Below are 11,712 nucleotides of genomic sequence, written 5' to 3'. Positions count from 1 at the left end.
AAACGCTCCAATAAAATATAAACGTAGTCTAAGCTTAATGCGCGATCAGTAAATAAGATGCGAAATAACATTGGTGCAATCACAGTTTCAATAATTTCTTGATTTCCTATAGTCTCTTCACGACGATTTTTAGATCTTTCTTGAATAATATCAAGTTGTTGAACAATTAAAGTTTCACACTTTCGAGCATTTGAAGATTCAGTTGCATATAGCACATCTCGTAGCAATGTTTGCCCTACTTCAGAAGAGTATTCTTCGAAATATTGTTCAACCCATGCTGTGATATCAAGCTGAAAGGAGCCTAAATTTTTTGGTTCCATATCAGGTTTCAGTTCATTAAGGGCTACATCTGAAAATAACTGATTGATATCTCCCCAACGGCGGTAAATTGTTGAAGGTGTTACTCCTGCTTCATCAGCAATCATGGGTATGGTAATTTGGCTTTGCTCCAAATTTTTTTGAAGCTCTTTTACTGCTTGATGCACCGCAGTTTGAATTCTTTCACTACGACCACCAGGACGCAACCCAGTAACAACTTTTGCCATTAATCAGCTCTACTTAAATAAGAAACAATTAAAATATTATTTGTATATACAAATTACACTAAAGCTAATGATTTGCTTTAGTTCAAAAATAATGTATAAAAGCTAAATATTCGCTTTTATGTTATTCATCTTATATGAACAATTCAAGTTCAAAACGGTCTGGATCTATTTTTCGACTAGATTCACAAGTTGCGTTGACCTTAAACACAATCACGCTCATGACCTTTATGGCTGCATCAAGCTCTCCCACTCCTCTATATCGCCTGTATCAACAAGCATGGCAATTTTCGCCTGTTACCTTAACTTTAATTTTTGCGACCTACGCATTTACCTTACTTGCCTCTTTACTCATTATTGGTTCTTTATCTGATTATATTGGACGTCGGCCTGTCATTATTTCAGCGATTTTTCTTCAAATTATTTCAATGAGCTTTTTCCTTTTTGCCTCAGATGTTTCTATGTTATTTATTGCGCGTGGCCTGCAAGGTATCGCGACTGGACTTGCCGTTTCTGCAATTGGAGCCGCAATTTTAGATTTCAGCAAGCATCAGGGCTCCTTGATTAATAGCATTGCTCCAATGGTCGGCATGGCAGCTGGCATCTTTATTACATGTACTATTTTGCAATTTTCATCACAACCTTTGCAGCTCGTTTTTGAGCTTTTATTCGCTCTCTTTACATTGCAACTCATTTTAAGTTTTTTTAATCCTGAAACTGCACAAAAAAGATCTGGTGCTCTCGCTTCTTTAAAACCCAACATGGCTATTCCTCACCAAGCAAGAGGTGCTCTATTGAGCATTAGCCCCATTAACATCGCGCTTTGGATGGTGAGTGGGTTTTTCTTATCACTTATGCCCTCTTTACTGGCAAAAATTTTTCAGACATCTTCGGCTTGGCTAAACGGCATTATGTTTATGGCGCTAGCACTCTCTGGTGCGGCAGGCATTTTAACCTTAAGAAAATCTACTAATTTTCGTATTTTGCTCACGGGTACCTTATCCATCATTATTGGGGCAACCATTTTATTTTTAGCGATTAACTTTACCAGTGCCGTGGTTCTATTTATTGGTTCTATTATTACTGGAGTGGGTTTTGGTACAGCTTTTATGGGTGCAATTCGGACAGTCATGCCTCTCGCTTTACCCGAAGAACGCGCAGGTTTGATGGCTGCATTTTTTGTTGAAAGCTATTTGGCTTTTAGTATTCCAGCAATTCTTGCAGGCTATTTTGTGAGTAAAATCGGACTTATGAACAGTGCCAATATTTATATGAGTTTAATTATTGGTCTTGCTCTGATTGCCCTTCTAATGATTTTTAAAAATATTAAAAGCAAATAATGATGTGTTAAAAAGTCAGCCTCAAATGAAGCTGACTTAAATAATTTAAAACAAATGATACTTAAACAAATAATTTAACTTCCGATTACTACATTGATGCTTATTGAAATTCGTTAGACTATTTTTAATATCAAAATTCACTCGCAAAATGCTTTTCGATACAAAACAAGTAAAATGCTCAAAAGGATTTTTTAGTTATCATCATAAAATATAAGGAAATTTATTATGAATAATTTCATTTTGACAACTTTTGACTGGGTTCCCGAATTACCACGAGGTTTTGTAAGAGATATAAGAATAAGATGGGCATTAGAAGAGGCAAAAATGCCCTATCAAATAAATAGCGTATCTTTTTATGAACGAGGAGATGATCATTTTTCTCATCAACCTTTTGGACAAGTTCCTTGGTTAACAGATGGTGATATTTCAATTTTTGAAAGTGGCGCTATCCTATTTTATTTGGGTGAACGTAGCGATGTGCTTTTACCTACAAATCAGAAACAGCGTAATGAAGTTATAGAATGGTTATTTGCGGCACTTAATTCAGTAGAAATGGCAAGCCTTCCTTGGGCTTTATTAAAATTTTCTAATGCTCAGGCAGATACTCCCGTCCACAAACAATTTGATGCCTTTCTTCTCTCTCGAGTCCAACATATGGAGTCAATTCTTGCCAAGCGCGAATGGCTAACGGAGTCATTTTCTATTGCTGACATTGTTATGGCTGACGTATTACGTTTGGTGAATAGATTTGATGGTTTAACAGAGTTTCCCCATTGTCTCACCTATGTTCAGAGAGCGACTACACGCCCTGCTTTTCAAAAAGCGTATGCTGACCAAATGGCTCATTTTGCAGCGGCTGATGCCAAGAAGAATGCTTAAATATGTTATTTATGCATTCTACATTTATAAGCTAACACTTAAGATTTACTGATCACGCCAAGGTTTTAAAAAACGTTTTACATACTTTTTAAAAGGCCACGTAAACTGTTTTACAAAACTATTTGGGATTTTATAACCTACTGTTCCATACACACTTGCCAAATGTTTAGGCATATAGACAGTTTTAAAAATGACATCATAGAGTGGAATAAAAGCAGCGTAATTTTTATCAATAGCTGGTTTTTCTGAAGAGTGATGCCAATGATGGAATTCTGGCGTTGCGATAATCCAGCGCAAATAGGGAAAACGAAAACGGACATTGGAGTGAATAAAAATAGCGTGAAATGAAATAAAAACTAAATAAGCAAAAACAGCTGAAGTATGAAAACCCAACAGGAAAATTGGTAATGTCGCAATAAAGCGAGTCATCAGCACTTCAATGACATGCAAACGAGAAGATGCTAACCAATCCATATATTCAGTCGAATGATGAATGGCGTGAAAGCGCCATAAGAAGTTAACTTCATGCATAGCGCGGTGCAACCAATACACCGTAAAATCGACCACAATTAATAGTTCAATAAATTGCAGCCAAATCGGCTGAGCTTGTACATAAGGCACAATTGGGTTATCAGGTAGATGCGTAATCCAATATTGAATCGGCATGACGGTTAAAAAGCTGAATAATTGAATCCCAACATGGCTGAACATGAAATACTTCATATCGGTCACCCAGCCCACCCTTAATATTTTTTGTTCAGGATTTTTAGCAAAAAAACCTTCAAGGGGAATAAAAATGAACGCCAAAATAAATAGAGTCAGGACAAAATAATCGATACCTGCATAAAACGGTACACTTGGTAAAACGGGTGCTTCAATTACCCCACACCCCAAAACTGCTGCTACAAGTGAAAAACACAGCCCGTAAAAGCCATATCGGTTTTGACGGACAATTGCACTAAATGCACCGAAACCAGCGCTAATAATAATGCCTGTGATGAGGCCATAATAAAAAAGATGATAATGTTTTGCGTAAAGAGGACGGAGTTCTGGAGTCGTTAATACACTAGGAAATAAAAAACATAAAGCACCAAATAAACAAAGCAAACTGAGTGACATTGAAATAAAGGCGCTGATTTTCCCTAAACCTGCGTTCAGTTCTAAATTCTCAAATTTTGCTCTTAATTGATCTGTCATAATTCATATACAATTCTTATTCTGTATAACGCGAATGCTATCAAAATTTAACAATAAATTGGAAAGAACTTTAAGTTCTCAGATCAGAGCGCTTAATCTGAAAATGAAATTTTAAATAGTTGTAAATAGTTTTTATAAAACTTCAAATATTTGACCGACAGATTGAATCAACCATTTTCTAGCAATAATATCATCACTACGATTAAACCAGTTCAAGCTCACTTTAAAAGAATCCATAGCAAAAGGTAATTCAAACATTTGGACATTACCATGAGCTAGATAATGCCGAGCTGCTCGTGACGGTAATGTCACTAACATATCTGAACTCTGCAAAACACCTTGTAAAACGCTAAAATGTGGAACCTCTAAACGAATTCGTCGCTTCAAATCCATTGTTTTTAAATATTGCTCAACTTGGATATGCCCTGTCGATGACTTGATGGCAACATGATCCTCTTGCAAATATTGCTCTAATGTCAGTTGCTGCTGTAGCCTTGGATGGTCAGCTTTAGCAATACATACATATCTTTCTTCAAATAAAGTACGCGTTTCTATTTTAGACATTATGGTCTGTGTACTATTAAATACGGCCAGATCTAAAAAGCCATCAATAAGCCACTGTTCGACCTTAGATGACTGAATCTCTTCAATCTCAATTTGAATATAGGGCGCTGTTTTCTGCAAAAAAGCCATAAGACTAGGCAAGAGACAAATCTCCCCTGCATCGGATAGTCCAATTCGGAAAGTTTTATTTGAGTTTTCAGGATGAAATTCCTGTGCTTGAGCAATTGCTGACTCAATATTAAAAATTGCTTGATGAAAAATTGGATAAAGCTCATGTGCAACTTTTGTCGGCTCGACTCCACCTCGACTTCGGGTAAACAACTCGTCATTTAACTGACGGCGTAAACGGTTCAAATTATAAGTCACAGAAGGTTGACTCAAATTTAATTTATCAGCAGCTTTACTAATATGCCGAGACTCATAAATACAGACAAAAACTTTAATCAAACCTAAATCCATGGTTCTGATCCTTTAAATACTCTAAACAAAGACTTTAACTTCTTTGCTTAGAGTTTAGTTCCTTTTACAGGAATAAAAATGCTTAATTCTTATGGAGATATACTTGAATTCAGCATTACACGTTTGGTTCGATTACAAATACTTATGGCAATAACACTTAAGGTTGCCAGCACACAAGGAATGGCTAGTGCGATAAAATTATATTCAATGGGTAAATGCAAACTTAAAAGCCAGCCGCATAAAATCGGTCCTAAAATCGCTCCAATACGGCCTACACCCAAAGCCATACCAATGCCAGTACTGCGAATTGGTGAAGGATAAAACTGGGCCATATAAGCTAGCAATAAAATTTGCCCGCCAATAGACGCCGCTCCTGCAATGGCAATACAGAGATATAAAATGACCATGGGTAAAGCATAGCTCAGTAAGTAAAGTGAAATTGCACCTGCTAAGAAGAGTGAACAAATGACTTTGCCTAGGTGAAAACGATCAGCAAAGTAACCACCACCGATTGCACCCAACATCCCACCCAAGTTTAACGCCAATAAAAAGACCAGACTGGTTGATAAATCATATCCCGCCTCGACCATGAGTTTTGGTATCCAGTTACCGAGCGCATACACCATCAATAAAGCCATAAATACACTCAGCCAGAAAAACACAGTGACTAAAGCACGGTTTTCGGTAAAAAGAGCAACCAAAGGTCGAGCCGCAGTTTGTTGATTTTCTTGGTGTAATATGATGCTTGTATGATCAGCTATGTTTTGTTCTGGCGCTAACTGTTTAAGTAAATCACGCACCTCATTCCATTTTTTTTGGCGAACCAGATAATCAATTGATTCGGGTAAAAATTTCCAAATAATAGGTAATGAAATAAGTGGAATACCTGCCAAAATAAACATGATTTGCCAACCAAACTTAGGAACTAACCACATGCCTAAAAGTGCTGAACTCATCCCACCAATCGCATAGCCGCTAAACATAAGCGATACTAAAGTTGATCGTAATTTCTTTGGGGCAAATTCGGTCATTATGGCAATGACATTTGGCATTACGCCGCCCAAACCTAGACCGGCAATAAAACGATAAATGGCAAACTCTTTAGGGCTGTTAGCAAAACCACATAACACCGTAAAACCACTAAAAATGAGGACACACAGCATAATTAAACGCTTACGGCTAAAGCCATAAGATTCTAATTTGTCCGCTAAACTTCCAAACAGCATTGCACCAAACATCATGCCAAATAATGCAACACTACCTAAAAGCCCAGCAGTCATATTATCTAACTGCCAGTGCTGCATGAGCTTAGGTAATGCAACACCATAAATGACCAGATCATATCCATCAAAAATAATAATAAGTGCACTCAGCAAAATCACCCGCCAATGTAATGGTGTTAATCTTGCATCATCAATCAATTGATTTGCATTTAGTTTTTCCATAATTGCTTTCCTTAGCAAATTGTTTATAAAGCATCACATGATTTAAATAGTCGCCATTCCTAGCTGTTTTAATTGTTGCTGTGCCTCTGCAACATCCTGCTCTAAATCGTGTTGCCACAACCAGTCAAAACGATGTTCAAGGTGCTCGCCAATTTCTGCAAACGTTGAGTACTGAGTTGAATAGCACTCATAAATTTCGCCAGACTCACGAGAGGTTTGTTGAACACGACAAGCGCGTTTTAAACGGAGCTTTTCATAAATCGAGGACACATCGGTTAACTGATCTGCTTGTAAGTTTTTTGTCGCCAGTAAGGTAGCAAGAACCAAAGCATCTTCGAGACCTTGCCCTGCTCCAGCCCCTTGGTGAGGTAACATGGCATGTGCGGCATCACCCATAAGAATCACGTGCCCCGAGGTACTTTGATAAGTCGAAAGCTCCTCAATTTCATGTAAGGCCCAAATGGTTGGCTGTTCAATTAAACCCAGTAACTTTTGACAGCTCTCACTCCAATCAGAAAAGTCTGCAAGCATTTGAGCTTTATCGACAGGTTTAGTCCACGGTGTATCGGCTAGTAGTACCGTATCTTCACGATTTGAGCAGAAAGCAACGATATTAATTTGCTCTCCCTTACGAATGGGGAACGTTAAAATATGTTTATCTTTACCCAATAACATTTGCGGAATATCGGCTAAATCTGTATCGCCATTTATTTGCTGCAAAGCTTCTTTAAATGAAGCGTGAGAAATAATGCCACGATATACCCAAGTTCCTGAAAAACGTGGATGAACTGGTGGTAAATGATGAGAAGCTAAAACATATTGGCGAGCCACAGAGCGGATACCATCAGCCCCGATCAAATAATCACATTCATGCTGAGTACCATCATTAAAGTACAAAATCACCTCATCATTTTGTTCTTCAATCGTCTCTAGGCGTTTAGAAAAGTGGACATTTTGCGTAGGCATGTGAGGAATAATGGCATCTAGAAAGTCGGCGCGATGAACAGAAGACTGCCCTACACCTGCCGCTACCGATGCAGATAAATATTCATCGTTATAACCATTACGCCATTGAAACCAAACATCTTGAAATGGTGCAGATACCTTGTCTGCAATTGCATGATATTCATTGGCTAAACCTAACAGTTCAATCGCTTTAACTGCATTGGCACCAAAAGAAATACCAGCTCCAATTTCAGAAAACTGAGGTGCAGATTCAAACATTTGGACATCTAAATGAGCGTGTTTACTTAAATTACTTGCCAATGCCAGACCAGCAATACCGCCACCAACCACGGCAATTCGAATATGTGTATTCATGTGTTTGTTCCTTAAACATCATTATCGTTTTCACATATTCATTTTTGAGAAGTTGGCTTATAAAGTCCAATTAGTATTTTTTTCGTTCAATTATTTAAAAATTAAATAATAGTCATTTGGGCGAGCCTCTATAAAGCCTAAAGGCCGCCCATGCTAATAAATGATCGTTAAAATACTTTATGGTGTGCCTGGCGGGGTTCCAATAGCATATTTCATTGGAGCTTCATAAGTTGTCTCTGCAACTGGCGAAACGCGCCAAATCGTATTGCCCACATCATCTGCAACTAACACAGCACCTGAGAAATCAATTGCCACACCCACAGGACGACCATATGCTTTGCCTTTATCACTGAGGAATCCAGTCAAGATATCTTGCGGTGGACCAGAGGGCTGACCACTTCTAAATGGTACAAAAATGACTTTATAACCACTGTGAGGCTTACGGTTCCAAGAACCATGCTGACCGATCAATGCACCGCCTCTAAATTGCGGCATGAGTTCGGCTGCATAAAATGTGAGTCCTAAAGAAGCCGTATGGTTGCCTAGTGCATAGTCTGGTTTAATTGCACGAGCAACCATTGCTGGATTTTGTGGTTTTACTCGCACATCAACATGTTGGCCATAATAGCTATAAGGCCAGCCATAAAAAGCTCCATCTTGAACTGACGTCATATAATCGGGTACTAGGTCACTCCCAATTTCATCGCGCTCATTAACAACCGTCCAGAGTTTTCCACTTTGAGGTTGCCAAGCCATACCATTTGGATTACGTAGGCCCGTTGCAAATGGGCGTGACTGACCACTTGCGATGTCAAACTCTGTAATTTGTGCTCGGCCTTTTTCTTGATCTAAACCATTTTCAGCAACGTTGCTGTTAGAACCAACGGTAATGTACAGCTTAGTACCAGCTGGGTTAGCAATCACATTTTTGGTCCAATGGTGGTTTAAAGGGCCACCCGGTAAGTCCAACACTTTGGTTCCACTGGCCGTAATTTGAGTTTCACCTTCCTGATAAGGAAAACGTACCAGTGCATCTGTATTGGCGATATATAAGTTATTACCAACCAATGCCATACCAAATGGAGAATTTAAGTTTTGAAGAAATACCGTTTTTTGGTCAGCGACGCCATCCCCATTGGTATCACGAAGTAAGCTAATACGGTTTGCACTTGGATGAGATGAACCTGCACGTCTCATCACAAAAGACATGATTTTACCTTTAATTCCTTTGCTGTCTTCTGGTTTAGGCGGAGCATCAGTTTCAGCAACTAATACATCGCCATTTGGTAATACATAAAGCCAACGTGGGTGTTCAAGTCCTTTGGCAAATGCTTTGACCTTTAAACCTTCTGCTGGTTTTGGCATTACCCCACTCGGCCAGCCTTCTGCTGGCGCTATATTAACTGTCGGTAATAGGCTTGATTTAGGCTCAGGAAGTTTTGGATCTGGCCCATAACTGTCGGTAATTGGATATTGAGAGGATGAAGCGCATCCAGCTAATGTAATTAAAACCGTAGTGCCAAAAATTGGCAGTAAAAAACGTGTCGTCATGGGTTATCTCCATTTATTTTTTGTCGTCATGGAAATAGCGTAATTTATGTTTGCAATTAAACAAGCAACTTTAATGGAGTCTTTTGTTTATGGCTTGAAAAAAACGTTCTTTATCCTTTGGTGAAATCATCACTGAAGTAATTTCTCCATTTTTCATATAGCTAATTTTGAGTCGATCTAACGATAGCGCTGGAGACGAAAGTGGATTATGGGTGGGTTCTATTTGAGTAATATCATCAATATTAATTTTCCATCGGAATACCAAACTCTTAATCATTAAAGTGTTGTTTTCTACTACGTAATAAGTGTTAAAAATTGGAAGCCAAATGAGAAAAATGACTAAACTATAAATAATGAGATGCGGAAAGTTTGAAGCTAAAGAATAATGATGATTTGCTTCATAAATTTTCATAAGGATATTGGCAGTGATAACAACAAATATTAATAAAAGCCACCAATCAATTTTTGATCTAAATTTCAAAAGTTATCCTCCACGTCTAAATATCATTTATAACGAGTCTTTCTATATTTTTTATAAAATAATTGAACTAAAAATTAGCTTTAAATGTTAATGATACAAAATCTCGATCATCTATCGTGCTAAATTCATTAGAACCAAAAAAGTTATTATAGGCAATCTCTGTTGTATATTTTTGCTGATAAGTCATAGATAACGCGGCACTTACACTCATTTGTCCTTCTTGAAAGTTTTGGCTATATCCATAAACATCATGTCTAAAACTAAGACTTGGCGTAATCACTGTAGAGGGTAAAATATCTTGATAATTTAATGCGCCACGTAATCGGTAGCCAAATGACCATTCATTAAAAAAACCATTTTTATTACAAAAGCGTTCATTTAAATTGTCTATTTCTGCATTTGTAAGATGGGCTGTACCATACGGTGTACATTTAAATGCTCCTGTCTCTGGATTATAGACCCCTGTTGAAAGCTCACTACGGCCAAATGCTCCTGTCCGGCCAATCCGATGATTACCAATATCTGCAATATGGTTTAAGGCAAACTCTGTAGACCATGTCATCGAATTTGCACCCCAAATATTGAATATGCTGTCGGTTGCTCCAACCGAAAATTGTGTTACGGGTAAGCGTACATATCCTTGAATATATTGACCTAATTCAACAGTTTTTCCCGGCAGCGCAAATGGTGTTCCTTCCGATAGCACTTGAGCATAGACAATGTCTGTACCGTTTAGTTGTAAAGGTTGATTAGGTTTGTGGTTTAATTCACTAAAAACGGTTGTTGTTCCAATTTTACCAGTCAGACTTAACCCAAACATTTTGATATTTTCAGGATAGATAGAAAAATAACTCGCAGTATTAAAATGTTCAGGTCCGGGTGCTGTTACAGCCGTTCCATCAAAGTTTGCATTACGGCTATGATAGTTCGCATAGTAGATACCTAGCTCAGCATTATTTAAACTTGGTAATGTCTGTTTTAAAGCAATACCATATTGGCCGTTATCCTTTGCTTTTCTACTTTCTGCACGTGGAATATAGGTACGTAAACGAGTTGCGGTATCCGATAATTTATCTCCACCTCCAGCAATCAGAACTGGACCTGCGTTTTCGGGCACAAAGTCTGAAATCTCAAAGAAAGTTCCACTACCATCAACAACTGAAGGTCTAAATTTAAATTGATAGAACCCTTCTATTTTCAAATTTTTATTAATGCTTGTGTCGAATGAAAACATTTCGGTTGGAATGATTCTTTCTTTTGCATCACCACCCGGTCGGTTAATTGCGGCAAAATCAAATGCACTTACCGAATTTAATCCGTTTTGGAAAAACTGAGATTTCCCCCAATTTAATGTTTGTTTACCTAATTTTAAATTTATGCTTTTTCCGTCGCCTAGTTCAAAATCTTTCCATATATAGGCATTCCATAAATCAATACCTTTGAACTTTGCGAGCCTTGGCCACGCTGAATCATTAAAGGGTTTAAAGTCTCCTTGTCCTGTCTCATAAGCATGGTCATACCAGTATTTAGTGCTAATGACCGCACCCTGCTGTTTTCCATTTAGCTTAACTTCGGTTATACCTCTGATAATCTGTGAAATGGCATCATATTTACTAAAATTCATTCGCCCATCATCACCATTCACATCAATGCTAGCGCCTTGTTTCCCTATTTTGTTTGCGTCAGGCCGATAAAGTAATGAAACGGATGGGTCTTGTGTACTCCAACTGGCACCTAGGCTTAATGTCGTTTTTGTATCGACCTTCCAGTCTTTATCAATATCAAAACTGGCTGCGTTCACTTTAGACATGAAAAAAATCAGACTTAATGAAACAGCTATTTCTTTAATATATAAAATATGAATATTTTTTTGATTTAAATAGACGTAATGGCCCATCATATTATCTCCCTATAAATATGATTTTTCTTATTTA

The 11,712-nt window shown here is 37.8% G+C and carries 10 protein-coding genes; 2 read left to right on the top strand and 8 right to left on the bottom strand.

The features are described 5' to 3' along the window. A partial coding sequence (locus NL42_RS11220) for a TetR/AcrR family transcriptional regulator (protein WP_461312801.1) occupies positions 1-545 on the bottom strand: 545 nt, incomplete at its 3' end. A gap of 134 nt (positions 546-679) precedes the next feature. On the opposite strand from NL42_RS11220, the gene NL42_RS11215 reads away from it, so the two are divergent. Together NL42_RS11215 and NL42_RS11210 are read left to right on the top strand one after the other, a co-directional pair. Continuing rightward, positions 680-1,882: an MFS transporter gene (locus tag NL42_RS11215; RefSeq protein WP_461312800.1), complete on the top strand. Its 1,203-nt coding sequence runs from the start codon at positions 680-682 to the stop codon at positions 1,880-1,882. A 225-nt stretch (positions 1,883-2,107) separates the two neighbouring features. Continuing rightward, on the top strand, positions 2,108-2,761 hold the full coding sequence (locus NL42_RS11210) for a glutathione S-transferase family protein (protein WP_461312799.1): 654 nt from the start codon (positions 2,108-2,110) through the stop codon (positions 2,759-2,761). A gap of 45 nt (positions 2,762-2,806) precedes the next feature. Here the strand turns inward: NL42_RS11210 and NL42_RS11205 are convergent, their stop codons facing one another. From NL42_RS11205 to NL42_RS11175, 7 genes are all read right to left on the bottom strand, one after another. Further along, a complete protein-coding gene (locus tag NL42_RS11205; protein WP_461312798.1) occupies positions 2,807-3,958 on the bottom strand; it encodes a sterol desaturase family protein in 1,152 nt (383 codons plus the stop codon). 132 nt (positions 3,959-4,090) lie between these two features. Then, a complete protein-coding gene (locus tag NL42_RS11200; RefSeq protein ID WP_461312797.1) occupies positions 4,091-4,981 on the bottom strand; it encodes a LysR family transcriptional regulator in 891 nt (296 codons plus the stop codon). Between the two features lie 89 nt (positions 4,982-5,070). After that, entirely contained in the window at positions 5,071-6,426 is a 1,356-nt protein-coding gene (locus NL42_RS11195) for an aromatic acid/H+ symport family MFS transporter (RefSeq protein WP_461312796.1), read from the bottom strand. A gap of 42 nt (positions 6,427-6,468) precedes the next feature. Continuing rightward, positions 6,469-7,746 (bottom strand): salicylate 1-monooxygenase, encoded by a 1,278-nt coding sequence (gene salA, locus NL42_RS11190; RefSeq protein WP_461312795.1) that lies wholly within the window; start codon positions 7,744-7,746, stop codon positions 6,469-6,471. 177 nt (positions 7,747-7,923) lie between these two features. Beyond that, entirely contained in the window at positions 7,924-9,297 is a 1,374-nt protein-coding gene (locus tag NL42_RS11185) for a PQQ-dependent sugar dehydrogenase (RefSeq protein WP_461312794.1), read from the bottom strand. Between the two features lie 70 nt (positions 9,298-9,367). Beyond that, positions 9,368-9,778 (bottom strand): PH domain-containing protein, encoded by a 411-nt coding sequence (locus tag NL42_RS11180; RefSeq protein ID WP_461312793.1) that lies wholly within the window; start codon positions 9,776-9,778, stop codon positions 9,368-9,370. Between the two features lie 67 nt (positions 9,779-9,845). After that, positions 9,846-11,675, bottom strand: coding sequence for a DUF1302 domain-containing protein (locus NL42_RS11175; RefSeq protein WP_461312802.1), 1,830 nt, complete (start codon positions 11,673-11,675; stop codon positions 9,846-9,848). Positions 11,676-11,712: the final 37 nt, after the last annotated feature.

The sequence above is a fragment of the Acinetobacter sp. GN11 genome (assembly GCF_054823985.1).
Note: the sequence above shows the minus strand (reverse complement) of the source record. Positions and strands in the feature narration are given on the sequence as shown.

What these genes read in the sequence shown, in the direction of transcription:
- NL42_RS11215 (WP_461312800.1), top strand. Translation starts at nt 680, where the DNA reads ATGAACAATTCAAGTTCAAAACGGTCTGGATCTATTTTTCGACTAGAT.
- NL42_RS11185 (WP_461312794.1), bottom strand. Translation starts at nt 9,297, where the DNA reads ATGACGACACGTTTTTTACTGCCAATTTTTGGCACTACGGTTTTAATT.
- NL42_RS11195 (WP_461312796.1), bottom strand. Translation starts at nt 6,426, where the DNA reads ATGGAAAAACTAAATGCAAATCAATTGATTGATGATGCAAGATTAACA.
- NL42_RS11205 (WP_461312798.1), bottom strand. Translation starts at nt 3,958, where the DNA reads ATGACAGATCAATTAAGAGCAAAATTTGAGAATTTAGAACTGAACGCA.
- NL42_RS11200 (WP_461312797.1), bottom strand. Translation starts at nt 4,981, where the DNA reads ATGGATTTAGGTTTGATTAAAGTTTTTGTCTGTATTTATGAGTCTCGG.
- NL42_RS11210 (WP_461312799.1), top strand. Translation starts at nt 2,108, where the DNA reads ATGAATAATTTCATTTTGACAACTTTTGACTGGGTTCCCGAATTACCA.
- NL42_RS11175 (WP_461312802.1), bottom strand. Translation starts at nt 11,675, where the DNA reads ATGGGCCATTACGTCTATTTAAATCAAAAAAATATTCATATTTTATAT.
- salA (WP_461312795.1), bottom strand. Translation starts at nt 7,746, where the DNA reads ATGAATACACATATTCGAATTGCCGTGGTTGGTGGCGGTATTGCTGGT.